Below are 24,487 nucleotides of genomic sequence, written 5' to 3'. Positions count from 1 at the left end.
GCGAACAACGCCAGAAGGGCCTTGTTCGCCGCTCTCGGATTTACTTGCTGTCTTTCGTCACCAGCACCACATCCGTCTTCACCGTGGCGGGCAGCTGGTTCTGCGGCGTCTTGGCGGCCAGGGCCTTCTGTGCCAGTTCGATGCCGAACACGGCCTGCTTGGCGGCGTACTGGTCGGCGGTGGCCAGCACGCGGCCGTCGGCCAGCATGGGCTTGATGGCGCCGATGTTGTCGTAGCCCACCACCTGCACCTTGCCGGTCTTGCCGGCGGCCTTCACGGCGGCCACGGCGCCCAGGGCCATGCTGTCGTTGCCAGCCAGCAGGGCCACCAGGTCAGGGTGCTCGCGCATCATGCCGGCGGCTACCGTGTTGCCTTTTTCGATCTCCCAGTTGCCGGACTGCACGCCCACCACGGTGATGTTGGCGGCCTTCATGGCGTCCTGGTAGCCCAGGGTGCGCTGCTGCGCATTGAAGGTGGTGGACACGCCTTCGATGATGCTGACCTTGTCACCGGCCTTCAGTGTCTTGGCCAGGTGGTCGCCCACCAGCTTGGCGCCAGCACGGTTGTCCGGGCCCACGAAGGGCACGGTGATGTTCTTTTCCTTCAGCGCATCGGCATCGAGCTGGTTGTCGATGTTGACCACGAGGATGCCCTTGTCGATGGCGGACTTGACCACGGGCACCAGCGCCTTGGAGTCGGCGGGGGCCAGCACGATGGCGCTGACCTTCTGCGCCACGGCCTGTTCGATCATCTTGATCTGGGCTGCCGTATCGGTCTCGTTCTTGATGCCGTTGGCCACCAGCGTGTATTCCTTGGCGTGGGCCTTCTGGTGCGCCTTGGCGCCGTCTTCCATGGTGCGGAAGAACTCGTTGGCCAGCGACTTCATGATGAGCGCGATCTTCGGCTTGTCCTGCGCGAAGGCAGGGCTGGCCAGCAGGCTGCCCACAACGGCGAGGGCGGCGGCGGTCTGAACGGAACGGCGGGTGAACTGCATGGGTGTTGTCTCCAGGTTGGAATGTGGACAAAGGCAACGCTGAACAAGCCTCTCGCGCCCGGCGCATCCATGGCTCAGACGGTCTGCAGCGTTGCAAATCCTCGCGATAGCTACGGCTATCACTCTGGTTTGCGCCTTGCAGTCCATGCCGATCCAGGGCCCGCCGCATCGCGGAGACTTATCCAGCGTCGCCCTAAGGCGACCGACAGCGTGGAGGGAAATCCCCGGCAGCGCCCCCAAAAAGGAGCGGCTACGGATGCCCGGTGCCTTGTCGCGAACGGGATGATAACGAAAGCAAACGTTTGCGCAAACGTTTGCTAATCAGTAAAAACCCGAAGATGCAGACATTGGACTACCGGCGCAGTGGGGCGATCTGCAGGGTTTACGCCCAAGAAAAAGGGCGCCGAAGCGCCCTGGGGGAGGTGATGGAGGGCAGCGTTTTTCGCTCTGCCCTTAGGAACAACGGCCTCAAGCCTTGCGCAGCTCGCGACGCAAAATCTTGCCCACATTGCTCTTGGGCAGCTCGTCGCGGAACTCGATGTACTTGGGGCGCTTGTAGCCGGTGAGATTTTGGTGGCAGTAGTTGGCCACCTCGTCCTCGGTCAGGGCCGGGTCGTTCTTGATGATGAACACCTTGATGGCCTCGCCCTGCTTCTCATCGGGAACACCAATGGCTGCGCATTCGACCACGCCGGGGCACAGGCTGATGACCTGCTCCAGCTCGTTGGGGAACACGTTGAAGCCACTCACCAGGATCATGTCCTTCTTGCGGTCGATGATGCGGGTGTAGCCCTGCGGGTCCATGATGCCGATGTCGCCCGTGCGCATGAAACCATCGGGCGTGAAGGCCTTGGCGTTTTCTTCGGGCTGGTTGTAGTAGCCCACCATCACGTTGGGGCCGCGGATGCAGATCTCGCCCGACTCGCCCTGGGGCAGGCTGTTGCCTTCGTCGTCCTTGATGGCGATGTCGATGCCCGGCAAGGGCAGGCCGATGTTGCCGCTGAAGGTGGTGCTGATCACCGGGTTGTTGGTGCCGATGGCGCAGGTCTCGCTCATGCCCCAGCCTTCGATCATCGTGCTGCCAGTCACCTTCTGCCATTGCTTGGCGGTGCCCTCGCTGGCCGCCATGCCCCCGGCCTGCGACACGCACAGGTGGGAGAAGTCCAGCGTCTTGAACTGCGGGTTTTGCAGCAGCGCGTTGAACAGCGTGTTCACCGCAGGCAGCATGTGGAAGGGGCGCTTCTTGAGTTCGGCCACGAACTTCGGAATGTCGCGCGGGTTGGGGATCAGCGTGAGGCTGGAGCCCTGGCGGATGGCCAGCAGGCACAGCGTGAGCGCGAAGATGTGGTACAGCGGCAGTGCGGCAATGCTGTTGGCTTTGCTCAGGTCGCCCACTTTGGACAGCGCGGGCGTGAACCAGGCCTCGGCCTGCAGCGTGGCGGCCACGATGTTGCGGTGGGTCAGCACCGCGCCTTTCGACAGGCCTGTGGTGCCGCCGGTGTACTGCAGAAAGGCAATCGAATCCAGCGTGGCCTGGCTGGGCGCGAGCGACTTGTGCTCGCCCAGCGACAGTGCCTTCTTGAACGTGACGACCTTGCGGCCATTCGACAGCGGCAGGTCATACGCAGGCACCATCTTGGCCAGGTGGCGCACGGCGAAGGTGATCCATTTGCCAAACCAGAAGCCCAGCAGGTCGCCCATGGAGGCCATCACCACATGCTTGACGGCCGTGTGGTCAATGACCTCAGCCAGCGTGTGGGCAAAGTTCTCCAGGATCACGATGGCCGTGGCGCCAGAGTCCTTGAGCTGGTGCTCCAGCTCACGGGCGGTGTACAGCGGGTTCACGTTCACGCAGGTATAGCCTGCGCGCAGCACGGCGGCCATGGTCACGCCAAACTGGGGGATGTTGGGCAGCATGATGGCCACGCGCGCACCGGGCTCCAGGCCCAGGCTTTGCAGATAGGCACCCAAAGCGGCCGAGCGGCGATCCAGCTCGCCGTAGGTCATCCACTGGTCCATGCAGACCGAAAACGGGCTCGATGCGTGTTTGCGGAACGACTCTTCCAGCAGGTGGGCCACAGAGCGGTATTGCTCGGGCTTCACGTCGTGTGGGACGCCCGGGGGGTAGCTCTTGAGCCAGATCTTTTCCATGCGCTTGTTTCCTTGTGCTCGCCAAATGCCATTGATAGGTGGGCACAGATTGTGGAAGGCGGGCGCGTTGCGGGCTATCGGGCTTGTCCTAGTGTGCTGGCGAGCTGGGTCCCGCAGGTGACAGGATCGGCATCGAACAGTTGCTCCATCAGCGCCCGCTCCCGTTGCTCGATGGTGGCCAGAAACTGCTCCACCCCGCCGCGCTGGCGCGCAAGCTGGCCGAAGGTGTCAAACCCCGCCTCCAGAAACTTCTGCAACGCGCCCATGCCCGCGGCGTTGGCCGGGCCGCGCATCATGCGCAGCATCATCCGCAGGCCGGGGGTGCGCGTGAGGCGCGCCAGGTCATTCCCCATGGCCAGCACGCGCTGCAGCTGCTGCTGGCGCGCATGGCGCTGGCCCACAGTGCGCCAGGCGGCGGTGTAGCGGGCGGCAACGTTGGCCGCATCGGCTTCGTGCAGCAACCACGCGCGGCCCATGTCCTGGTCCAGTCCCTCGGTCTGTGCGTGCAGCACCGCCAGGGCCACGGCGGTGTTCACGACCGGTTGGGGGAACATGGTCTGCAGCGTGCCGGCGATGCGGCCAAACTGCAGATCGCGGTCGGTGTAGTCGGTGTCGCTGTACAGCTCTTCCAAAAAGAACTGTGCTGCGGGCCCGAACGCGGGCGAGCCCATCAGGTCCGCATAGGTGCCGCGAAAGCGCCGGGCCTGCAGGCTTTTGACGCTGCCCACCGCCGCCCCCAGCGCCGGGTCGCCCGTGCGGTGCAGGCGCAGGGCGGTCACGTCGGCGATGCAGTCGCGGATGGTCTGGGCGGCATCCATGGGGCGGGGTCCTTTCTGCGTTCTGCGGGGTGCGGTGTCGGGCGGTGGTCAGACCGCACAATGCGGCTGGTCAATTACAACATCTGCCCATCACCACCATGATCGCGCGCTGGCAACGAACCCTGCTTCTGTTCATCCTGCTGACCATGGCCGCCTGGCTGGTGTGGCAGTGGCCCCATTCACCCTGGCGTGCCGTGCTGGGGGCCTTGGTACCGCTGTGTCTGTACCTGGTGGTGATGGCGCTGGAGTTTGTGCTGATGCACATCACCAACCGCACCGACGCTGCGCCACGTGCCCGCCTGTCGCAGGTGGTGGGTGCCTGGTGGGCCGAGGGGTGGGTGGCGCTGATGGTGTTTTGCTGGCGCCAGCCGTTTCGCCACCAGTCATTGCCCGATTGGCTGCCTGTGCAGCCGACCGGAAAGCGGGGCGTGGTGCTGGTGCATGGATTCATGTGCAACCGGGGGCTCTGGCTGCCGTGGTTTGCGCCTTTGCAGGCGCGGGGGCATGCCTATGTGGCGGTGAATCTGGAGCCGGTGATGGGCTCGATTGACGAGTACGCGGACATCATTGAAGACGCTGTGCGCCAAGTGACGGCGGCCACGGGCCAGGCGCCGGTGCTGTTGTGCCATAGCATGGGTGGCTTGGCGGTGCGGGCGTGGCTGCGGGCGCACCAGGCGGATGGGCGGGTGCACCGGGTGTTGACGCTGGGCACGCCGCATGGGGGCACATGGCTGGGGCGTTTCAGCCGGGCGGTGAATGGGCGGCAGATGAGCTTGGCGGGGGACTGGGTGGTGGCCTTGCAGCGGGCGGAGCCTGCGGGGCGGGCAGCGTTGTTTACCTGCTGGTATTCGAACTGCGACAACATCGTGTTTCCGGCGACCACAGCGGCGTTGGCGGGGGCAGAACACCGGTTGGTGGAAGGGGTTGCGCATGTGCAGATGGCGTTTGACCCTGGGGTGATGAAGGCTTGTCTGGAGGAGGTAAGTCGAGGGTGATTCTTTGAGGCCTTTTGGCTGCTAGCGCTCGTATGCAAGGTGCTGGTAGCTATTGATTTTGTAGTGTGTTTTCGATGGCTACATCGGGCGTGAGTTGCACATCGGACTGCATGTTTGGTTGTAGGGCGGAGGCCGGGAGTCGCCCGGCGTGCGAGTAACTTTCTTTTGCTTCGCCAAAAGAAAGTCACCAAAGAAAAGGCGACCCCCAGTCTGCGACCCCTGCGCTTCGCTACGGGGCAGACCTGCGTCGTGTCGGTTGCGGGGTGCGCCGTGGAACTCACTGCGCTGCGTTGCAGCTTCGTTCAGACATCCACGGCGAGTCAGAGCACGAAGCACGCACGCTCCGACGCGCGTGCCACCCCGCAGCCGCCCCGCCGCAGGCGCAGCCCGCAGGGGTGGGACAGCCGAACATCCCAACAGCCCCACGGGCCATTGCTTCGCTCGGCCCAGGCTGCGCAGCGCGTGGCGCTTGCGCCCGCGATTCGGTGCCGAGCGCAGCGATGATGTTCTGCTCGCCGTGCCCCTCTGGATGCGCCGAGGAGCGCAGGGTTTGGCGGATCAGGGCTCGCGTGTGTCTGAGCGACGCGCAGCGGCGCGAGTTGAGCGAGACCCCGCCAAACCCGAGCACCGCAGGTTGCCCCGTAGCGTCAGCGCAGGGGACGCAGACAGTGGGGTCGCCTTTCTTTTGGGTACTTTTCTTTGGCGAAGCAAAGAAAAGTGCCTCGCCTGCCGGGCGATTCCCGGCCCCCGCCCTCAACCCAGGCACAGAGACCGATTCATCCAAAAGGCCCAACAACCCCAGCCCAGCCCCGCATTCCTGGATGCAAGTTGCTATTAAAAGCGTAGCTTTCAGGGCATGATTCACTAACGCTGGCAGCCATTTTCTTCAAAACATCAAGCCGCAACAGCCTCCCGCTCATCCGCGGCAAACTCCGGCAACCCCCGCAGCCGCTCATAGATCGGCGCAAAGTCCGCCGCCGTCATCTCAAACAGCTGCTCAAAACTGTCGATCACAAAATACGTCTGCTGGTACGTATCGATCTTGTAGCGCGTGCGCATGGTGCGCTCCAGTTGTAGCGGAATGCGCTGCGGCTCTGGGCTCTGCACCGAGTACGCCAGTTCGCCCGACGAACTCAGGATGCCCGCGCCATAGGCCCGCAACTGCCCCGCCTCGCGGATCAGCCCGAACTCGATCGTGTACCAGTACAAGCGGCTCAGCATCTCGCACGACCCCAGCCCCTGCGCCTTCAGCCCGCCCTGGCCGTAGCGCTGCACATAGTCGGCAAACACCGGGTTGAACAGCAGCGGCACATGCCCGAACAGGTCATGAAAGATGTCGGGCTCGACGATGTATTCGAACTCTTCGGGCTTGCGGATCCAGTCCGTCACCGGGAATTTGCGGTTGGCCAGCAGGGTGAAGAACGGCACCTCCGGGATCAGCCCGGGCACGCCCACCAGCTCCCAGCCGGTCGCTTTGTAGAGGCGCTCGTTCACCTCTTCAAAGCGCGGGATGCGGTCGCTCGCGCCCAGTGAGGGCAGGGCGTCGATGAACGCCTGGCTGGCCAGGCCCGGCAGCAGGGCGCGCTGGCGCTCGTACAGACGGCGGTAGGTGTCGTGGTCGGCGGCGGTGTAGGCCGCGTAGTCCTGCGGGCAGGTGTAGTCCGCGTTGGCGCGCGAATAGTCGCCACGCGGTGGGCGGGTGGATTGGCCATAGACGACAGGGGCTTGTCCCATTTTTTCTCCTTTGCCGCCATGGTCGGCGCACCGCGACGGGGGTGCGCACCAGCCCACGCGGCTGCTAATCGATCTTGATCTTTGCGGCCCGGATCAGGAGCTCGTACTTGCTGTTTTCCGAGCGCACAAACTGCGCAAATCCGTCGAGCGTCAGCTCTTCGGGGGTGATGCCCATCTTCTTGAACTTCTCCTTGCCCGCAGGCGAGTGCATTGCGGCGCTGAACGCGTTGGCATAGCGGCGTGCATCCGCATCGGGCAGCGAGGCCGGCGCGAACAGGCCGAACCAGGTGGACACGTTGAAGCCCTGCACGCTGTCGTTGATGCTGGGCACGTTGGGTAGCGCCTCGTTGCGGCTGAGGGTGGTCACACCCAGCGCCAGCAGCTTGCCCGACTGGATCTGCGGCAGCGCCGAGGCCAGGTTGTCAAACACCATCAGCACCTGGCCTGATTCCAGCGCGGCGAGCGCGGGCTTCGAGCCCTGGAAGGGCGTGTGGCCCATCCGGGTGTTGGTGAGCGACTTGAACATCTCGGCCGAGATGTGGCCGATGCTGCCGTTGCCGCCCGAGCCGTACTTGGCCTGGTCCGGGTTCTTCTTGAGGTACTGCACCAGGTCGGGCGTGGTCTTGATGCCCAGCTTGGCCGCCTGCTCCGCGTTCACCACCAGCACATTGGGCGTGCGCGCCACGAGGACGAGGGGTTTGAAGTCCTTGAGTGCGTTGTAGGGGAAATTCTTGTACAGCCAGGGGTTCACCGCGTGCGTGGCCACGGCGCCCATCAGCACCTGGTTGCTGGTCTTCCCGGCCTTGGCGACCTGGTCGGCGCCGGTATTGCCACCTGCCCCTGGTTTGTTCTCCACGGTAATGGAGCCCAACTGGGCTGCAGCACCATCGGCCACGATGCGGGCCGAGGTGTCCAGCGGACCACCAGCGGGGTAGGGCACCACGATGGTGAGCGGGGCAGACGGGTTCTGCGCCAGCGCGGCAGTGGCCGCGCCAGCCAGAAGGGTGCTGAACAGGGTGCTACGGAGCGACATCGGGATCCTTTTGAGTTCCGGAGAGCGCGCAGTATAGGCACCTGTGCAGGGTTAACCCTGGATGTCCGATGTCTTACGTGTTCAGCACACCACGGCGGATCTGGTCGCGTTCCAGCGACTCGAACAGCGCCTTGAAGTTGCCTTCGCCAAACCCGTCGCGGTAGTCGCCCTCGCGCTGGATGAATTCGAAGAACACCGGGCCCAGCATGGGCGTGGAGAAGATCTGAAGCAGCAGGCGGGGCGTGCCGTCGGCCGTGGTGCCGTCCAGCAAGATGCCGCGCGACTGCAGCTCGGGCACCGGCTGGCCGTGGCCGGGCAGGCGGGTGTCCAGCATTTCGTAATAGACCTCGTTGGGCGCGGTGGCCAGCTGCACGCCGGCCATGCCCAGCTTGTCCACCACGTCCAGCAGGTTGTCGCAGATCAGCGCGATGTGCTGAATGCCCTCGCCGTTGAATTGCATCAAAAATTCTTCGATCTGGCCGCCACCCTGCTTGGACTCTTCGTTCAGCGGGATGCGGATCTTGCCGTCAGGCGCGGTCATGGCCTTGGACGTGAGGCCCGTGTATTCGCCCTGGATGTCGAAGTAGCGGATTTCGCGGAAGTTGAACAGCTTCTCGTAGAAGTTGGCCCAGAAGCCCATGCGGCCGCGGTACACGTTGTGCGTGAGGTGGTCGATGAGGTTCAGGCCGTGGCCCACGGGGCGGCGGTCCACGCCTTCGATGAATTCGAAGTCGATGTCGTAGATGGACTTGCCGTCTTCAAACCGGTCAATCAAATACAGCGGCGCACCGCCAATGCCCTTGATGGCGGGCAGGCGCAGCTCCATGGGGCCGGTGGGGATCTCGATGGGCTGGGCGCCCAGCTCCAGCGCGCGGTTGTAAGCCTTGTGCGCATCCTTCACACGGAAGGCCAGGCCACAGGCGGAGGGGCCATGCTCGGCACCAAAGTAGGCGGCCTGGCTGTGGGGCTCGCGGTTCAGGATGAAGTTGATGCCGTTCTGGCGGTACAGCACCACATCCTTGGACCGGTGCTTGGCGACCAGGGTGAAACCGAGCTTTTCAAACACCGCCTCCAGCACGCCGGGCTGGGGCGAGGTGAATTCGACGAACTCGAAGCCCATGAGGCCCATGGGGTTGTCCCAGGCAGCGAGCTGGGCGGTGGTTTCTTGCGGCAAGGCGGCGTTCATGGGGTGTCTCCGGCATTCGTTGATGAATGTCATGGACTGTAGGCGCGGCCTGCCTCATGTTTCTGGCGAAATCAAGAGGCTTTGGCCTTTGATTTGCAGGAATTTTGTGAATGATCAAAATTTTGCGCAGTCTGGCGGCGCGCTGGGCGGGGCTTGCCGCCGCAGCGCTGCGCGGTCGGCAGAAGGTCCCTATGAGCCCGAGGTGCCCGCGTTGAGCTGGCGCAGCGCCAGGGCGGCGTCAATGCGTTGTTGCTCTTCGGGCGAGAACAGCTGCTGGCGCAGTTGCTGCAGGCCGGGGCCCTCGCCCTGCTGGGTGCGGGCTTGGCTGTATTGGTCGAGGCGCTGGTTCCAGTGCTGTTCGTCCCTGTCCAGCTGCGCCATGGCCTGGGCGGCTGCCGGGCCGTACTGCGCGCTGCGGGTGGCGTAGCGGCTGCGCTCGTCGGTGTTGCTGGCGTTGAAGGCGGCCGTCTGCGCGGCGGCGGTCATGTGTTCGGTGGCGGCGCTGCGTTCGGCGCGGCGCTCGGTGGAGAGTTCGTTGTCGGCCGCCTGCAGCGCCTGGGCGCGCTGCTCGGGGCTGAGCTGGGTGTTGCGCTCAATCTCCAGGCGCGCCAGGGTGTAGCGGTCCAGGTCGGCCTCGCGGGCAAACAGGGCGTCGTATTCGGCGTCGTCAAAAAACTGCAGGCGCACCTTGTGGCGCGCCTCCAGCGCGTCGCGCAGTGCGCGTGGGTCGGACAGGTCCTGCGGCGCACGCAAGCTGCCCAGGGCCACACGGTAGTCCACGTAGCGCTCGGCCAGTGCCAGGGCTCGCGTGGCCAGGGCGGCGGGGAAATGCCGGTTGACCAGCGCGGCCAGGCGCTGTTTGAGCGTGGCTGGGTCGCTGGCGTCGCCCGCTTCCATCAGCAGGGCTTCCAGCGTGTCGCGCAGGCCGTGCACCAGCAGGGGGTCGGCCGGGCCGTCGGTGGTGATGGCGCGGCGGCGTGCAAAAAAACTGTGGTCCGCGCCCTGTGCTAGCGAGGGTTGTACCTGGGCACCGGCGGAGGCGGCGGCCGCCCCCGCCGGTGATGGGTGGGTATCCCCCGCGCCCAACCCGGCAGGGCCGCCCAGCCACCACACCACGGCGACCGTGGTGAGGGCCAGGACTGCGGCGGCAACCGCCCAGGTGCGCGAGGGCTGGGCCATGGCTTACAGGCCTTGTTGCTTGAGGCGGTTGGCGTGCTGGCGGTACAGCGTCACCGGGTCGGTGGAGAACCAGTCGCGCAGGCCCAGCAGCTGGTTGACTTCGTCGAGGTGGTTCTGGCGGTAGTCGCCCAGGTGTTTGCCCAAGCGCGACGAGCAGGCCGACACCAGGCCATCGTTGGCTTCGCCAAAGGTCAGGCTCAGCGTGGCGAGCAGGGCGTCGCTGGCATCGAGCACGTTGGTCAGGGGCAGGGTGCCGGTCCAGGAGTAGTAGCGCACACCGTTCACCTGCTCGGCGCCGCTGCCGCAGCCGGAGGTGGGCACGCCTTGCGGAAAGCGGCTGTTGAACTTGGCCGAGCCGGCCGTGGTCAGCGAGTCCAGCGCCGCCGTGGGCATCTGGGGCAGGCCGGTGCCGCCGGAGGTCAGGTTGATCAGGCCCACCAGCGCCTTGGCGGCGGCGCTGGCCACGGCTTCGGACACCGAGCCCGCGGGCGCTACGCCGCGCAGGATGTCGGCTACGCGCGAACCCCGGTTCACGCCGCCGATCGAGGTGACCGATGCCACCAGCTGCGGCGCCACGCCCGCCACATAGCGGGTGGTGGGGCCGCCGTGCGAATGGCCTACCAGGTTCACCTTGGGGGCACCGGTCAGCGCCAGGATGGTCTTGACCTGTGCCAGCAATTGCTCGCCGCGCACCTCGGTGCTGTTGGCGGCCGAGACCTGGGCGACGTAGACCTTGGCGCCGCCCTGGCGCAGTGCGTCGGGGATGCCGTAGAAGTAGTCGATCCCAAGGGCCGAGTCAAAGCCGAACAGGCCATGCACCAGCACGATGGGGTAGCGCGTCTGGGTGTAGCCCGTCTGCGCCTGCGCGCCCACGCCCAGCAGCAGCAACCCCGCCGTTGCTGCCAGCACCAGTCGCCGCAAAAAGCAGCTGAAAAATCCGGTCATGTGTTTGTCTCCGTTGGTATGGTTTCTTATGCTCGCAAAAACGAACGACCGTTCTTTTTTGCGAGATCAATTTTTGTATTCGGGCCATAGAGTCACTATCGGGACATACCCGTGTGTGCGCCGCACCATGCAGAAATCACGCAGTTGTTCGTAAAATCCTGCGCCATGAAAGCCTTTGACGCACTCGACAAGCTGGACCGCGCCATCCTGCGCCGCCTGCAGGACAACGGCCGCGAGACGTACGACGTCATCGGAGAACAGGTGGGCCTGTCGCCCAGCGCGGTGCTGCGCCGCGTCAAGCGGCTGGAAGACAGCGGCGTGATCCACCGCTACGTAGCCCTGGTGCAGCCCGAAGCGGTGGGCCTGGGGCTCACGGCGTACCTGAACGTGCGGCTGGAAAAACACACGGAAAGCCACAAGCGCAACCCCATGGACCTGTTCCGCGCCAGCGTGCAGACCTGGCCCGAGGTGGTGGAGTGCGCATCGCTCACCGGCGAAATGGACTACCTGCTGCGCGTGGTGGTGGCCGACATGGCGCACTACAGCCGCTTCATCATGGACACGCTGCTCAAGCACCCCAGCGTGCAGGACTGCAAGACCAGCTTTGTGCTCGACCGCGTGAAGGCGACGACGGCTGTGCCAGTGTAGTCCAGCGCGGGCCTTCGCCCTTGGCTGGGATGGGGCACGTCACAGGCGTGACTCCCTGTGGCGCCTGTTGATGTGGTGGAGGTTGCTGTAAGGCGGTCCGCGCTTTACGCTCTGGCCCGTGCAGAGAAGGCTTGGCGCAGATGGGGGTGCAGCCACCCCAGCCGTCGCGTCTGCGACCCATGCTGAGGAGATCCAGGGCATGAATACTCTCAAATTGATAGCTATTGAGGCATGATCTTCCAGCGCTTGGAGCCGATTTTTCCGCATTTTGAGTAGGATCACTATTTTGTTGCGGCGCAGCAATTTGGACTGGAAAAGATGAGGGAAAACCCTTATATTTGGCGACATGTTCGCAACCAAAGACTGGCTCAAGGCATCCTGGTACGCAGGCCGGGACCTGCTGCGCCCGGTAACCAGCGGCTCTTCTGCCTCTGACATTCACATCCACCAGCAGGAGACGCCCGTGATGGTTCCTATCCGCTCCCTGGGCCCCTCCTACCGGGAGCGGATCACCCAGCACCTGCTGCAGCTGGAGCCTGCAGACCGCTACCTGCGCTTTGGCTATGCCGCCAACGACGAACAGATCCGCCGCTACGCCGAGCAGCTCAACTTCGAGCGCGATGAAATCTTTGGCATCTACAACCGCCGCCTTGAGCTCATCGCCATGGCCCACCTGGCGTTTTCGGAAAACCCCGAACACAAGCCGTGTGCTGAATTCGGTGTGTCCGTGCTCAAGCAAGCACGGGGTCGAGGCTTTGGCGCGCGCCTGTTCGAGCGTGCCGTGATGCATGCGCGCAATGAGGGCGTGAACATGGTGTTCATCCATGCGTTGTCTGAAAACACCGCCATGCTCAAGATCGCGCGCAACGCCGGTGCCACCGTGCGCCGCGACGGGTCCGAGTCCGAGGCTTATCTGCAGATACCACCCGCCAGCCTCGACACGCGCATGACCGAGATGGTCGAGCAGCAGTTCGCCGAGGTGGACTACCAGCTCAAAAAGCAGGCCAAGCAGTTCTGGGACTTTCTGGCCAATGTGCAGGAAGTGCGCAGCGGCGTGCAACACGCGCGCCACCAGTCGGCCGAGTGATCCGTTGCGGTCGCACCCGCGGCAGTGACGCCGGTGGTGGCCGGTTGTCACGGCAATCCGCTATCCTAGGGGCCTGATTCACTACCGCACGTCCTGCACTCCAGACAGTGTCTGACCCGCACCCCGCGCACCCCGGGCGACCGCCCGAGAGGGAAGACAAGCGCACCTTCCTGCAGAAAGTGGCCGAGTTCATCCATCCTGGGCCGGACTCCACGGAAGAACTCATCGAAACCCTGGCCGAGGCCGAGGACAACGAGGTCATCGGCGCCGAATCGCGCGTGATGCTGGAGCGCGTGATCCGCATGGCCGACATGACGGCGGGCGATGTGATGGTGGCAGCACCGCGCATGGACCTCGTCAACATTGACGCGCCTTTCGATGAGCTGCTGCACCTGGTGATCAGCACCGCGCATTCACGGTTTCCGGTCTACCAGGGCGAGCGCGAGAACATCATCGGCATCCTGATGGCCAAGGACCTGCTCAAGCTGCAGCGGGCGCCCGAGCTGAACATCCGTGCGTTGCTGCGCCCGGCAGCGTTTGTGCCCGAAAGCAAAGGCCTGAACGACCTGCTGCGCGAGTTCCGTGGCAACCGCAACCACCTGGCCATCGTGATCGACGAGTTTGGCCGCGTGGCCGGGCTCATCACCATCGAAGACGTTCTGGAGCAGATCGTGGGCGAGATCGAGGACGAGTTCGACATCCCCGAAGACGATGGCGACATCTTTGGCTTGGCCGACCGGACCTACCGTGTGAGTGGTGACACCCCCATCGAGCGTGTGGCCGAGGCCTTTGAGGTGGCCATCGTGGGTAGCGACCCCAACGAGCATTTCGACACCATCGGCGGCCTGATTGCCCACGAAATGGGCCATGTGCCCAAGCGCGGTGAGCATCTGCAGCTCAGCGGCCTGCATTTTGTGGTGCTGCACACCAAGGGCGGGGCGGTGCGCTGGTTCAAGGTGTCCAGGGTCGAAGACACTCCCTCCGACGGCTGATGTCGCGGCGCTCTCGGATGGCGGGCGGGCCGCTGCTGCCGCAACTGCTGCTGGCACTGGCGGCGGGCCTGGCCCAGGCGGCCTCGCTGGCCTGGCCGGGCAGCGGCCAACCCTTGTGGTGGCTGCAGCTGGCTTCGATGGCTGCGCTCGCCTGGATGGTGCGGCCTTTCGCTGTGGAGCACCCGCGCGTCGCTGCGCCCTGGCGGCGCGGTGCGCTCGTGGGTGGGTTGTTTGCCACCGCCTGGCTGGCAGGCACTTTCTGGTGGCTGTTCATTTCCATGCATTCCTATGGCGGCCTGCCCGCGCCTTTGGCCGTGGCAGCGGTGCTGGGGCTCGCTGCCTTTCTGGCCAGCTACTATGCAGCGGCTTTGGCCTTGTTTTGCCGGTATGCGCCGGTGAATCGTGCCGGGAGTGCTCTTCTTTTCGGAGCGCTGTGGCTGCTGGCCGAACTGGCACGGGGCGTCTGGTGGACGGGGTTCCCGTGGGGTGCTGGCGGCTACGCGCATGTGGATGGGCCGCTCGCCGTGCTGGCCCGCCACATGGGGGTGTATGGCATCAGCGCGGTGGCTGCGGCGTTGGCGATGGGCGTGGTGCAGGTGCGTGCCACCGATCTGCGCAACGCGCGCTGGTGGGCGCTGGTGCTGGCGGCGGGCGGCCTGCTGGCCTGGGCCACGGTGGACCGGCTGTGCGCGGTCAATCTGTGCCACACCCCGGCACGGCGCGCAGCGCCCGCCCTGAGCCTGGAGCTGCTGCAGGGCAATATCCCCCAGGACGAAAAGTTTCAATCCGGCAGCGGCGTGCCCGTGGCCCTGCAGTGGTATGCCGAGGCCCTGCGCAACGCCCAGGCTGACCTGGTGGTGGCGCCCGAGACCGCCATACCGCTGCTGCCGCAGCAGCTCATTCCGGGGTATCTGGAGGGCATGCAGCAACGCTATGCGCAAGGGGCTCAGGCCGCCATGGTGGGCATTCCGCTGGGGGATGAAGCGCAGGGCTACACCAACTCCGTGCTGGGCATGAGTGCTGCCACACAAGCCGCGCCCTACCGCTACGACAAGCACCACCTGGTGCCGTTTGGAGAGTTCATTCCGCCGTTTTTCAAGTGGTTCACGGCCATGATGAACATCCCTCTGGGCGATTTCAACCGGGGGACCGTGGGCCAGGCGTCGTTTGCCGTGGCGGGGCAGCGCATCGCGCCGAACATCTGCTACGAAGACTTGTTCGGCGAGGAGCTGGGGGCGCGATTCATCGACCCCGCCCAGGCCCCCACGGTGTTTGTCAACTTCAGCAACATCGGCTGGTTTGGCGACACCCTGGCCATCGACCAGCATCTGCACATCAGCCGCATGCGTGCGCTCGAATTCGAGCGGCCCATGGTGCGCGCCACCAATACGGGTGCCACGGTCATCATCGACCACCGGGGCGTGGTCACGCACCAGCTGGCCCGCTACACGCGCGGCGTGCTCAAGGGCGAGGTGCAGGGCCGGGGGCTGGACGCACAAAGTGGCTGGGCCATCACGCCTTACGCGTGGTGGGTATCCCGCTGGGGGCTGTGGCCGCTGTGGGCGCTGGGGGCTCTGGTGCTGATAGGGGCCATGGTCGCCAGCAGGGGCCGCAGGCCACGTGGCAATTGATCCAGGTCAGGCATTGCGCCCGACGGCGCAGGGGCCTGCGCACCCCCGTGTTTAGAGGCGGCTCCCTATGCCTTGATAATAGAGGCCCGCAACCGGGGGCTGGTGTTGCGTAAAACGATGATTTGAGGCGGGCCATCCGCCGTTCTGGAGCACGACTGAAAATGGCAGATTCCTTTTCCTACGAACAACTGATCGCCTCCGGCGAGGGCCGGCTGTTCGGCGCTGACAGCGGGCGTCTGCCGCTGCCACCCATGCTGATGTTTGACCGCATCACGCACATCGACAGCGATGGTGGCGCGCACGGGCTGGGAAAGATCCGCGCCGAGCTCGATGTCAAACCCGACCTCTGGTTCTTTGCCTGCCACTTCCAGGGCGACCCGGTCATGCCTGGCTGCCTGGGGCTCGACGCCATGTGGCAGCTCATCGGTTTTTACCTGACCTGGCTGCAACTGCCGGGCCGGGGCCGCGCGCTGGGTGCGGGCGAGGTCAAGTTCACCGGCGAGGTCGGCCCTGACGTGAAGCTGGTCACCTACGAAATCGATATCAAGCGCGTCATCAAGCGCAAGCTGGTCATGGCCATTGGCGATGCCCGCCTGCTGGCCGACGGCAAAGAAATCTATGTGGCCAACGACCTTCGCGTGGGTCTGTTCAAGCGCGAGGAAGACGGTAAGGACGCAGCATGACCACCAAGAAGCGCGTAGTCATCACCGGCGCGGGCATCGTCTCGTGCATTGGCAACGACCTGGCCTCCGTGGAAGCTTCGCTGCGTGCGGGCACCAGCGGCATCAAGGCCGTGGAGAAGTTCAAGGAACTGGGCCTGCGCAGTCAGGTGGGCGGCGCCCCGGAGATCGATATCGAAGCGCGCATTGACCGCAAGCAGCTGCGCTTCATGGGCGATGCGGCGGCCTATGCGCAGATCGCACTGGAAGACGCTATCCTGCAAGCAGGCCTCACGCCAAGCCAAGTCAGCCACCCGCGCACCGGCCTCATCATGGGTTCGGGCGGTGGCTCGCCCGCCAACCAGATCGAAGCGGCCGACACGCTGCGCGAAAAAGGCATCCGCCGCGTGGGGCCCTATCAGGTCACGCGCTGCATGAGCTCCACGGTTTCTGCGTGCCTGGCCACCAACTTCAAGGTCAAGGGCATCAACTACTCCATCACATCGGCCTGCTCCACGTCCGCCCACTGCATCGGCGCGGCCGCGCAGCAGATCGCCTGGGGTGTGCAGGACGTGATGTTTGCGGGCGGTGGCGAAGAGCTGAGCTGGGGCATGTCGCTGCTGTTTGATGGCATGGGCGCCATGTCCAGCAAGTACAACGAAACGCCCGAGAAGGCCTCACGCGCCTACGACGCGAACCGCGACGGCTTCGTGATCGCTGGCGGCGGCGGTGCCGTGGTGCTGGAGAGCCTGGAGCACGCCCAGGCCCGTGGCGCGACCATCCTGGCCGAAGTGGTGGGCTTTGGCGCCACCAGCGACGGTGAAGACATGGTGGCCCCGTCGGGCGACGGTGCCATTGCCTGCATGCAGCAAGCCATGGAAGGTCTGGACGCCCCCATCGACTACATCAACACCCACGGCACCTCCACCCCCGTGGGCGACATGCAGGAAGTGCGCGCCATGCGTGCCCTGTTTGGCGACAAGGTGCCACCGTTCTCGTCCACCAAGTCGCTCACCGGCCACTCGCTGGGCGCCACGGGCGTGCAGGAGGCCATCTACTGCATGATCATGCTGAACAAGGGCTTCATCGCTGGCTCTGCCAATGTCGAGACACCTGACCCGGCCCTGGGCGACATGCCTCTGGTCACGCAAACGCGTGATGCGCAGCTGAACACGGTGTTGTCCAACAGCTTCGGCTTTGGTGGCACCAACGCCAGCCTGGTGCTGCGCCGCTGGAACCACTGACCGCGGACTCCCCACCGCAACGGCCTGCCTGTCTCTGGACATGCAGGCCGTTTTTCATGGGCTCTATCGGCCCGTCAGCGCCTGACGGGCCTTGGGGTTGGGCTGCAGGGCCTCGTGCAGCAAGGCTGGCAACATGCCCAGCATGCGGGTGGCCTGCAGACCGGGCGGAAAGGCGCGCGCGTGATAGCTGTACAGCGACATGGGGGCCAGCTCGTGCAGCTCCTGCGCCACCATCTGTGCAGGGTCCAGCCCCTTGGCGGTGAGAAAGTCCACCACCGTCCAGCCCATGCCCCGGCGCACCAGCTCCAAAGCGAGGCGTGATGTCTGCACCTGGATGCCGGGCCCGGCGGGGGAACCGAGGCGGTGTGCGATTTCGTCAATCGCCTGGCGCATGGGGTCGTCGCCCACCAGGCGGATCACGGGCACCTGCGCCAGCCGCGCACCGGGGCTGGCGGCACGGGGAGCACGCGCCCACACGCTGGTCGCGACCGCCAGGTACAAGCGACCACTGACCAGCAGGTCGCTCGCGATTTGTGGGTGGGGGTGCTTGTAGAAACCCAGGCAAAAGTCCACGCTGCGCGTGAGCAGGGCCTGCGTCATCTGGTCCTGGTGGATGGTGCGCACCTCCACACCCACCTGCGGATGCTGCTCGGCATGGTGCTGCAGCAGACGCGGCAGAAATTCGTGCGTGATGGACGGTATGGCGCCCAGCCGCACATCGCCCGAGTCACTGGTGGCCAGGTTGCGCGCGGTGCGCTTGAGCGCATCCAGCTGCCGGTAGATGCCGGTGGACTCGGTGGCCAGCACCTGGGCCTCGGGCGTCGGGGTCAGGCCTGCGGGCGAGCGGTTGAACAGCCGGTAGCCCAGCTGCAGCTCGGTGTGCGCCACGGCCTTGCTGATTGCTGAGGGGGTGATGCACAGCAACCGCGCCGCAGCGCTCATGTTGCCGGTTTGCAGCACGGCCTGAAAAACTTCCAGTTGTCTCAAGTTCATGGCGGAGTTGTCTTGTGGCGGTGGCCGGTGGGCACTTCATGGCCTTCGAACGGCAGTTCTGGGGTGTGAGCTGAATTCATAAGGGTGGGTCAATTATTCCGCATGACTGTGTTCTGGTTTCTCATAGGATGCGGCACCGCTTCACCGGCGGTTTTGAATAAAGCGGCGCAACGCGTGCTGCCACCCAAAAAAATCAGGAGACTTCTTCATGCGCATTTCTTCCTCCCCCACCGCCAGCCGCTGGCTCGCGGGTTTGCTGTTGTCTGCTGCCTCCGCCGTTGCCATGGCCCAGGCTGCCAAGCCCAATGTGGTGGTGCTGGCCACGGGCGGCACCATTGCCGGTGCGGGCGCCTCGGCCGCCAACAGCGCAACCTATGCCGCCGCCAAGGTGCCGGTGGACAAGCTCCTGGCAGGCCTGCCTGAGCTGGCCAATGTGGCCAAGGTGTCGGGTGAGCAGGTGTTCCAGATCGCCTCCGAGAGCTTCACCAACGAGCACCTGCTGCGCCTCGGGCAGCGCGTGTCGGCCCTGGCCAAGCAGGCAGACGTGGACGGCATCGTGATCACCCACGGCACGGACACCCTGGAAGAAACCGCGTACTTCCTGAACCTCACCGTGCGCACCAACAAGCCCATCGTGGTGGTCGGCTCCATGCGTCCCGGCACGGCCCTGTCGGCTGACGGCGCGCTGAACCTGTACGACGCCGTGACCGTGGCCGCCAGCAAGGACGCCGCCGGCAAGGGCGTGCTGGTCACGATGAACGACGAGATCCAGAGCGGTCGCGATGTGAGCAAGACCATCAACATCAAGACCGAGGCCTTCAAGAGCCAGTGGGGCCCGCTGGGCATGGTGGTGGAAGGCAAGAACTACTGGTTCCGCGCCCCGGTCAAGCGCCACACGACCAACTCCGAGTTCAACATCGACGACATCAAGGCGCTGCCCGCCGTGGACATCGTGTACGGCTACGGCAACATGAACACCACGGGCATCGAGGCCTACGGCAAGGCCGGCGTCAAGGCCCTGATCCATGCCGGGACCGGCAACGGCTCGGTGGCCGCACAGGCGGTCGATTCGCTCAAGGCCTTGCGTGGCCAGGGCGTGCAGATCATCCGTTCGGCCCGCGTGCCCGATGGTTTTGTGCTGCGCAATGCCGAGCAGCCCGACGACAAGTACGACTGGGTGGTGGCCCATGACCTGCGCCCCCAAAAGGCCCGCATCCTGGCCATGGTCGCTTTGACCAAGACCAACGACAGCAAGGAACTGCAGCGCATTTTCTGGGAGTATTGATCCCTGTTTTCGAGGTTTGAACGCCATGCTTTGACGCGATGCATGCGTTGACGGCCACACCCGTGTGGCCACCGGTACGCACCGGCTTATAGCTCGCGTGACTGGTTGGGAAGGCTGGGGCTCCAAAAGGGCTCCGGCCTTTTTTCATGGGCGCGGGCCGGTGTTGCTGGCGCTGCCGCAGCACGCGCGGCTGCGCGCCGTAAAATCACCGGCTTGCGCGCGCGATGCCCGTCCTTGTTGCCCATGGGGCGGCGGGCGCTGGGTTTGGCTCGCGCACCGCGTTTTCTTCTTTTTCCCCTTACTTGCCAGGCCCTGGCTTGCCAGTGCCTCAGCCACAGACGCCATGTTGACATTCCAGCAAATCATTTTGAAGCTGCAGTCCTATTGGGACGCGCAGGGTTGCGCCCTTTTGCAACCCTATGACATGGAAGTGGGCGCCGGCACCTCGCACACTGCCACCTTCCTGCGCGCCATCGGCCCCGAGCCCTGGAAGGCCGCCTACGTGCAGCCCAGCCGCCGCCCCAAGGACGGCCGCTACGGCGAGAACCCCAACCGCCTGCAGCACTACTACCAGTACCAGGTGGTGCTCAAGCCCGCACCGGCCAACATCCTGGAGCTGTACCTGGGCTCGCTCGAAGCCCTGGGCTTCGACCTGAAAAAGAACGACATCCGCTTTGTCGAAGACGACTGGGAGAACCCCACGCTCGGCGCCTGGGGCCTGGGCTGGGAGGTGTGGCTCAACGGCATGGAAGTCACGCAGTTCACCTACTTCCAGCAGGTCGGCGGCATTGACTGCAAGCCCGCCACGGGCGAGATCACCTACGGCCTGGAGCGCCTGGCCATGTACCTGCAGGGCGTGGACAACGTCTACAACCTGAAGTGGACCGACACCCTGAGCTACGGTGACGTGTACAAGCAAAACGAGGTGGAGCAGTCCACCTACAACTTCGAGCACAGCGACGCTGACTTCCTGTTCACCGCCTTCAACGCGCACGAAAAGCAGGCCAAGTACCTGATGGAGCAGCAGCTGGCGCTGCCTGCGTATGAGCAGGTGCTCAAGGCCGCACACAGCTTCAACCTGCTGGATGCGCGCGGTGCGATCAGCGTGACCGAACGCGCTGCCTACATCGGCCGCATCCGCAACCTGGCCCGTGCCGTGGCGCAAAGCTACTACGAGAGCCGCGAGCGCCTGGGCTTCCCCATGGCGCCGCGCGAGTGGGTGGAACAGATGACGAAGAAGGCTGCGTGAGAGAAATGACGATGACAACCCAAAACCTCCTCGTTGAACTGTTTGTCGAAGAGCTGCCGCCCAAGGCGCTGCAGAAGCTGGGCGATGCTTTCGCCACCGTGCTGGGCGACCAGCTCAAGGCCCTGGGCCTGGCGTCTGCCTCCTCGGTGGTCACGCCCTTTGCCTCGCCCCGCCGCCTGGCCGCGCATGTGACCGCCGTGGCCGACAAGGCCGCCGACAAGGCCGTGCAGCAAAAGCTGATGCCCGTGACCGTGGGCCTTCAAGCGGACGGCAACGCCACGCCTGCGCTGCTGAAAAAGCTGCAGGCGCTGGGCGCCGATGTGTCCAACCCCGCAGCCGCTGTGGCTGTCTTGAAGCGCGCGCAGGACGGCAAGGCCGAAGCCCTGTTCTACGACAGCGTGGTGCCCGGTGCCACGTTGCAAGCGGGCTTGCAAAAGGCTCTGGACGAAGCCATTGCCAAGCTCCCTATCCCCAAGGTCATGAGCTACCAGCTCGAAACCGACTGCGAGCTGCCCGGCTGGACCAGCGTGAACTTTGTGCGCCCCGCGCACGGCCTGGTGGCGCTGCATGGCAGCACCGTGGTGCCCGTGAAGGCGCTGGGCCTGACCGCTGGCAACAGCACCACCGGCCACCGTTTTGAAGCCACCGTGTCGCCCGTGGTGCTGGCCGATGCCGACAGCTACGCCGCCACGCTGAAGAAGGACGGCGCCGTGATCGCCAGCTTTGCCGAGCGCAAGGCCGAGATCGTGCGCCAGCTGGCTGCGGCTGCTGCGAAGGTGGGCAACGGCGCCCGCCCCATCGAAGACGAAGCCCTGCTGGACGAAGTGACCGCGCTGGTGGAGCGCCCCAACGTGGTCATCTGCCAGTTTGAAGAGCAGTTCCTGGGTGTGCCACAAGAGTGCCTCATCCTCACGATGAAGGCCAACCAGAAGTACTTCCCGCTGCTGGACGCCGCGGGCAAGCTCACCAACAAGTTCCTGGTGGTCAGCAACATCAGCCCCGAAGACACCAGCTTTGTGACCGGCGGCAACGAGCGCGTGGTGCGCCCCCGCCTGGCCGATGCCAAGTTCTTCTTCGACCAAGACCGCAAAAAGACGCTGGCCTCGCGCGTCGAAGGCCTGGGCAAGGTGGTCTATCACAACAAGTTGGGCACGCAGGGTGAGCGCGTGGAGCGCGTGCGCGCCATCGCCAAGGCGATTGCATCCCAGCTGGGCGACGCGCAACTGGTGCAGGATGCCGATCTGGCCGCGCAACTGGCCAAGACCGACCTCGTGACCGATATGGTGGGCGAATTCCCTGAGCTGCAGGGCATCATGGGCGGCTACTACGCCCTGAACGACGGCCTGGGCGAGACCGTGGCGAACGCGATCGAAGACCACTACAAACCCCGCTTTGCGGGCGATGCACTGCCGCGCAACACCGCCGGCGTTGTGGTGGCGCTGGCCGACAAACTAGAAACCCTGGTCGGCATGTTCGGTATCGGCAACCTGCCCACGGGCGACCGCGATCCGTTCGCGCTGCGCCGCCATGCACTGGGGGTGATCCGCATGCTGATTGAACAGCGCCTGCCTTTGCATTTTTACGAGCTAACGCGGCTGGCTTTTGCTGCCTTCCCATCGGGCTTGGTTCAAGACAAGGCTGTTGAGTTGGACGAATTCTTGGTTGAGCGCCTCAAGGGCTATCTCCGGGATGGCGGCTTCTCCCCAGCGGAGGTGGATGCTGCCATTTACGCGCGCCAGTTGGGACAGTGGGCCAGCATTCCGCAGCGCCTCGCAGCCGTGCGTGCCTTCGCGGCCTTGCCGGAAAGCCCCGCCCTAGCAGCAGCCAACAAACGCGTCGGCAATATTCTCAAAAAGGCGGAAGCAGAGGGCCCCGTGGATGCCCATGTGAACCCAGAGCTCCTGCAGGAAAAGGCCGAGCAGGACCTGTACGCCGCGCTGCAGCGCTTTGTGCCCGAGGCCAATGCCCAGTTCGACGCGGGCGACTACACCGCCAGCCTGCAGACCCTGGCCGTGCTGCGCGCGCCCGTGGATGCGTTCTTTGACGACGTGATGGTGAACGCCGAGCAGCTGGACCTGCGCCTGAACCGCCAGGGCCTGCTCAAGACGTTGCACGAAGCCATGAACCGCGTGGCCGATTTGTCCCGTCTGGCGGCCTGACCCCTGGTGCTGGTAGGCTGGTGGTTCTCACAAGGCAAACCCCTCCTATGAAACTCGCCATCCTCGACCGCGACGGCACCCTCAACCCGATGGGGGATGAATACATCACTTCGGCCGACGAGTGGGCGGCGGTGCCGGGCGCGCTCGAAGCCATTGCCCGCCTCAACCATGCCGGCTGGCATGTGGTGGTCGCCACCAACCAGCCGGGATTGGGCCGGGGCCTGTTTGACGTGGTGGCGCTCAACGCCATCCACGCCAAGATGCACCGGCAGGTGGCGGCGGTGGGCGGGCGCATCGACGCGGTGTTCTATTGCCCCCATGCGGCCGACGAGGACTGCAGCTGCCGCAAGCCCGCCCCGGGCCTGCTGGAGCAGATTTGCGACCGCTACGGCATGGAGCGCAACGAGGTCCGTGTGGTCGGCAGCTGCGAGGCCCACCTGCAGGCGGGTGCCGCCCTGGGGGCCCAGTTGCACCTGGTGTGCACCGGCCGGTCTGCTGCGTTGCGGCCGGGCGGGGCGTTGCCTGCGGGGTTGCCGGCGGGTACGCAGTTGCACGCCAGCCTCGGAGATTTTGTGGACCAGTTGCTGCCGGTGGTGCCAAGCGCCGCAGCCGCCGTGGCCGCAGCGCCCTTGCCGCTGTCGTGACAGGGCGCAGCAGCATCTTGATGCTATTTAATTAATAGCTGTTGGCGCATATTCCACTAGCGCTTGCGGCCAAAAAGACATCCCAATGGCTCTTATCCGTTCTGTCATTCACCTTCTCTGGATGGGCATCACCGTGGTGCCCTACGCGCTGGCCATCATGCTGGGCACGCTGCTGGGCGTGCGGGGTGTGCCCCTGTACCGCATCGCCCGGGCCTGGCTGTCGCTGTGCATCAGCGGGGCGCGGGTGGTTCTGGGCATCCGCGCCGAGGTGACCGGCATGGAGAACCTGCCGCAGGGCGCCAACGAAGGCGCGATCCTGCTGGTCAAGCACCAGTCCACGTACGAGACCTTCCTGATGCCGGTGATCATGCCGCACCCCCTGGCCTACGTGTTCAAGAAGGAGCTGCTGCATGTGCCCTTCTTCGGCTGGGCCATCGGGCGGCTGGACATGATCCACATCGACCGCAACCAGCGCACGCAGGCCTTCAACAAGGTGGTGCAGCAGGGCAAGGACCTGCTGGCCAAGGGCATCTGGATCATCATGTTTCCCGAGGGCACGCGCATCGAGCGGGGGCAAAAGGGCAACTACAAGACCGGCGGTACGCGCCTGGCGATTGACACCGGTGCGCCAGTGATTCCAATCGCCGTGACCTCGGCCAAAGTGTGGCCGCGCAAGGCGTTCGTCAAGCGCCCCGGCGTGGTGGATGTGTCGATTGGCAAGCCCATCTCCAGCGTAGGGCGCCAGCCCGACGAACTGATGCGCGAGGTGGAGGCCTGGATCGAGGCCGAGATGCGTCGCCTGGACCCAGAGGCTTACCCAGCGGCCAACACCACGGCCCCCAGCGGGAAGTAAACCGACCG

21 protein-coding genes are annotated in these 24,487 nt (G+C 65.0%); 12 read left to right on the top strand and 9 right to left on the bottom strand.

Annotation, left to right across the window (positions count from 1 at the left end; genetic code table 11):
* Positions 1-40 precede the first annotated feature (40 nt).
* From IB236_RS11580 to IB236_RS11570, 3 genes are all read right to left on the bottom strand, one after another.
* Entirely contained in the window at positions 41-994 is a 954-nt protein-coding gene (locus IB236_RS11580; RefSeq protein WP_192420842.1) for a sugar ABC transporter substrate-binding protein, read from the bottom strand.
* Between the two features lie 468 nt (positions 995-1,462).
* Positions 1,463-3,145 carry an AMP-binding protein gene (locus IB236_RS11575; RefSeq protein ID WP_146870045.1) on the bottom strand — a complete coding sequence of 561 codons (1,683 nt, stop codon included), beginning with the start codon at positions 3,143-3,145 and terminating at the stop codon, positions 1,463-1,465.
* A gap of 74 nt (positions 3,146-3,219) precedes the next feature.
* Positions 3,220-3,963: a hypothetical protein gene (locus IB236_RS11570; protein WP_099731322.1), complete on the bottom strand. Its 744-nt coding sequence runs from the start codon at positions 3,961-3,963 to the stop codon at positions 3,220-3,222.
* Positions 3,964-4,061: 98 nt separating this feature from the next.
* Between IB236_RS11570 and IB236_RS11565 the strand changes: the two genes are divergently transcribed.
* Positions 4,062-4,958 (top strand): triacylglycerol lipase, encoded by an 897-nt coding sequence (locus IB236_RS11565; RefSeq protein ID WP_192420840.1) that lies wholly within the window; start codon positions 4,062-4,064, stop codon positions 4,956-4,958.
* An 894-nt stretch (positions 4,959-5,852) separates the two neighbouring features.
* Here IB236_RS11565 and phhA read toward each other — a convergent pair.
* From phhA to IB236_RS11540, 5 genes are all read right to left on the bottom strand, one after another.
* Positions 5,853-6,692 (bottom strand): phenylalanine 4-monooxygenase, encoded by an 840-nt coding sequence (gene phhA, locus IB236_RS11560; RefSeq protein ID WP_056059511.1) that lies wholly within the window; start codon positions 6,690-6,692, stop codon positions 5,853-5,855.
* Positions 6,693-6,756: 64 nt separating this feature from the next.
* On the bottom strand, positions 6,757-7,725 hold the full coding sequence (locus tag IB236_RS11555; RefSeq protein ID WP_192420838.1) for a tripartite tricarboxylate transporter substrate binding protein: 969 nt from the start codon (positions 7,723-7,725) through the stop codon (positions 6,757-6,759).
* Between the two features lie 73 nt (positions 7,726-7,798).
* Positions 7,799-8,911 carry a 4-hydroxyphenylpyruvate dioxygenase gene (hppD, locus tag IB236_RS11550; protein ID WP_108499960.1) on the bottom strand — a complete coding sequence of 371 codons (1,113 nt, stop codon included), beginning with the start codon at positions 8,909-8,911 and terminating at the stop codon, positions 7,799-7,801.
* A 189-nt stretch (positions 8,912-9,100) separates the two neighbouring features.
* On the bottom strand, positions 9,101-10,090 hold the full coding sequence (locus tag IB236_RS11545; RefSeq protein WP_192420836.1) for a lipase chaperone family protein: 990 nt from the start codon (positions 10,088-10,090) through the stop codon (positions 9,101-9,103).
* Between the two features lie 3 nt (positions 10,091-10,093).
* Positions 10,094-11,035, bottom strand: coding sequence for a triacylglycerol lipase (locus tag IB236_RS11540; protein WP_192420833.1), 942 nt, complete (start codon positions 11,033-11,035; stop codon positions 10,094-10,096).
* A gap of 165 nt (positions 11,036-11,200) precedes the next feature.
* On the opposite strand from IB236_RS11540, the gene IB236_RS11535 reads away from it, so the two are divergent.
* The 6 genes from IB236_RS11535 (at position 11,201) to fabB (ending at position 17,296) form a co-directional block, all read left to right on the top strand.
* Entirely contained in the window at positions 11,201-11,683 is a 483-nt protein-coding gene (locus tag IB236_RS11535) for an Lrp/AsnC family transcriptional regulator (protein ID WP_015012403.1), read from the top strand.
* Between the two features lie 346 nt (positions 11,684-12,029).
* Positions 12,030-12,770 (top strand): GNAT family N-acetyltransferase, encoded by a 741-nt coding sequence (locus IB236_RS11530; RefSeq protein ID WP_056059504.1) that lies wholly within the window; start codon positions 12,030-12,032, stop codon positions 12,768-12,770.
* Positions 12,771-12,877: 107 nt separating this feature from the next.
* Positions 12,878-13,762: an HlyC/CorC family transporter gene (locus IB236_RS11525; RefSeq protein ID WP_060986846.1), complete on the top strand. Its 885-nt coding sequence runs from the start codon at positions 12,878-12,880 to the stop codon at positions 13,760-13,762.
* Positions 13,762-15,393 (top strand): apolipoprotein N-acyltransferase, encoded by a 1,632-nt coding sequence (lnt, locus tag IB236_RS11520; protein WP_192420831.1) that lies wholly within the window; start codon positions 13,762-13,764, stop codon positions 15,391-15,393. Before IB236_RS11525 ends, lnt begins: the two co-directional genes overlap by 1 nt.
* Before the next feature lie 161 nt (positions 15,394-15,554).
* Positions 15,555-16,076 carry a 3-hydroxyacyl-[acyl-carrier-protein] dehydratase FabA gene (gene fabA, locus IB236_RS11515; RefSeq protein WP_008907199.1) on the top strand — a complete coding sequence of 174 codons (522 nt, stop codon included), beginning with the start codon at positions 15,555-15,557 and terminating at the stop codon, positions 16,074-16,076.
* Positions 16,073-17,296 carry a beta-ketoacyl-ACP synthase I gene (gene fabB / locus IB236_RS11510; RefSeq protein WP_056745452.1) on the top strand — a complete coding sequence of 408 codons (1,224 nt, stop codon included), beginning with the start codon at positions 16,073-16,075 and terminating at the stop codon, positions 17,294-17,296. The genes fabA and fabB overlap by 4 nt, the downstream gene beginning before the upstream one ends.
* A 63-nt stretch (positions 17,297-17,359) precedes the next feature.
* Here fabB and IB236_RS11505 read toward each other — a convergent pair whose 3' ends face one another.
* Complete coding sequence (locus tag IB236_RS11505; protein WP_056745449.1) at positions 17,360-18,289, bottom strand: LysR family transcriptional regulator; 930 nt, start codon at positions 18,287-18,289, stop codon at positions 17,360-17,362.
* A 208-nt stretch (positions 18,290-18,497) separates the two neighbouring features.
* Here IB236_RS11505 and IB236_RS11500 point away from each other — a divergent pair, with 208 nt between their 5' ends.
* From IB236_RS11500 to IB236_RS11480, 5 genes are all read left to right on the top strand, one after another.
* Complete coding sequence (locus tag IB236_RS11500) at positions 18,498-19,574, top strand: type II asparaginase (RefSeq protein WP_099731311.1); 1,077 nt, start codon at positions 18,498-18,500, stop codon at positions 19,572-19,574.
* 343 nt (positions 19,575-19,917) lie between these two features.
* Positions 19,918-20,823 (top strand): glycine--tRNA ligase subunit alpha, encoded by a 906-nt coding sequence (glyQ, locus tag IB236_RS11495; RefSeq protein WP_010462637.1) that lies wholly within the window; start codon positions 19,918-19,920, stop codon positions 20,821-20,823.
* Positions 20,824-20,834: 11 nt separating this feature from the next.
* Positions 20,835-22,982, top strand: coding sequence for a glycine--tRNA ligase subunit beta (gene glyS / locus IB236_RS11490; RefSeq protein WP_192420829.1), 2,148 nt, complete (start codon positions 20,835-20,837; stop codon positions 22,980-22,982).
* Between the two features lie 47 nt (positions 22,983-23,029).
* On the top strand, positions 23,030-23,626 hold the full coding sequence (gene gmhB, locus IB236_RS11485) for a D-glycero-beta-D-manno-heptose 1,7-bisphosphate 7-phosphatase (RefSeq protein ID WP_056059492.1): 597 nt from the start codon (positions 23,030-23,032) through the stop codon (positions 23,624-23,626).
* Between the two features lie 85 nt (positions 23,627-23,711).
* Complete coding sequence (locus tag IB236_RS11480; RefSeq protein WP_099731310.1) at positions 23,712-24,479, top strand: 1-acyl-sn-glycerol-3-phosphate acyltransferase; 768 nt, start codon at positions 23,712-23,714, stop codon at positions 24,477-24,479.
* Positions 24,480-24,487 lie beyond the last annotated feature (8 nt).

This window comes from Acidovorax sp. ACV02, assembly GCF_014851475.1.
Classification (GTDB): domain Bacteria; phylum Pseudomonadota; class Gammaproteobacteria; order Burkholderiales; family Burkholderiaceae_C; genus Acidovorax; species Acidovorax delafieldii.
This window is presented reverse-complemented; position numbering and strand designations above follow the sequence as displayed.

Excerpts from the sequence above, each read along its gene's own strand:
- IB236_RS11555 (WP_192420838.1), bottom strand. The coding sequence starts at position 7,725 with ATGTCGCTCCGTAGCACCCTGTTCAGCACCCTTCTGGCTGGCGCGGCC.
- gmhB (WP_056059492.1), top strand. The coding sequence starts at position 23,030 with ATGAAACTCGCCATCCTCGACCGCGACGGCACCCTCAACCCGATGGGG.
- IB236_RS11580 (WP_192420842.1), bottom strand. The coding sequence starts at position 994 with ATGCAGTTCACCCGCCGTTCCGTTCAGACCGCCGCCGCCCTCGCCGTT.
- phhA (WP_056059511.1), bottom strand. The coding sequence starts at position 6,692 with ATGGGACAAGCCCCTGTCGTCTATGGCCAATCCACCCGCCCACCGCGT.
- IB236_RS11570 (WP_099731322.1), bottom strand. The coding sequence starts at position 3,963 with ATGGATGCCGCCCAGACCATCCGCGACTGCATCGCCGACGTGACCGCC.
- IB236_RS11535 (WP_015012403.1), top strand. The coding sequence starts at position 11,201 with ATGAAAGCCTTTGACGCACTCGACAAGCTGGACCGCGCCATCCTGCGC.
- IB236_RS11540 (WP_192420833.1), bottom strand. The coding sequence starts at position 11,035 with ATGACCGGATTTTTCAGCTGCTTTTTGCGGCGACTGGTGCTGGCAGCA.
- fabA (WP_008907199.1), top strand. The coding sequence starts at position 15,555 with ATGGCAGATTCCTTTTCCTACGAACAACTGATCGCCTCCGGCGAGGGC.
- glyS (WP_192420829.1), top strand. The coding sequence starts at position 20,835 with ATGACAACCCAAAACCTCCTCGTTGAACTGTTTGTCGAAGAGCTGCCG.
- IB236_RS11575 (WP_146870045.1), bottom strand. The coding sequence starts at position 3,145 with ATGGAAAAGATCTGGCTCAAGAGCTACCCCCCGGGCGTCCCACACGAC.
- IB236_RS11480 (WP_099731310.1), top strand. The coding sequence starts at position 23,712 with ATGGCTCTTATCCGTTCTGTCATTCACCTTCTCTGGATGGGCATCACC.
- fabB (WP_056745452.1), top strand. The coding sequence starts at position 16,073 with ATGACCACCAAGAAGCGCGTAGTCATCACCGGCGCGGGCATCGTCTCG.
- IB236_RS11505 (WP_056745449.1), bottom strand. The coding sequence starts at position 18,289 with ATGAACTTGAGACAACTGGAAGTTTTTCAGGCCGTGCTGCAAACCGGC.
- lnt (WP_192420831.1), top strand. The coding sequence starts at position 13,762 with ATGTCGCGGCGCTCTCGGATGGCGGGCGGGCCGCTGCTGCCGCAACTG.
- hppD (WP_108499960.1), bottom strand. The coding sequence starts at position 8,911 with ATGAACGCCGCCTTGCCGCAAGAAACCACCGCCCAGCTCGCTGCCTGG.
- IB236_RS11530 (WP_056059504.1), top strand. The coding sequence starts at position 12,030 with ATGTTCGCAACCAAAGACTGGCTCAAGGCATCCTGGTACGCAGGCCGG.
- IB236_RS11500 (WP_099731311.1), top strand. The coding sequence starts at position 18,498 with ATGCGCATTTCTTCCTCCCCCACCGCCAGCCGCTGGCTCGCGGGTTTG.
- IB236_RS11565 (WP_192420840.1), top strand. The coding sequence starts at position 4,062 with ATGATCGCGCGCTGGCAACGAACCCTGCTTCTGTTCATCCTGCTGACC.
- IB236_RS11545 (WP_192420836.1), bottom strand. The coding sequence starts at position 10,090 with ATGGCCCAGCCCTCGCGCACCTGGGCGGTTGCCGCCGCAGTCCTGGCC.
- glyQ (WP_010462637.1), top strand. The coding sequence starts at position 19,918 with ATGTTGACATTCCAGCAAATCATTTTGAAGCTGCAGTCCTATTGGGAC.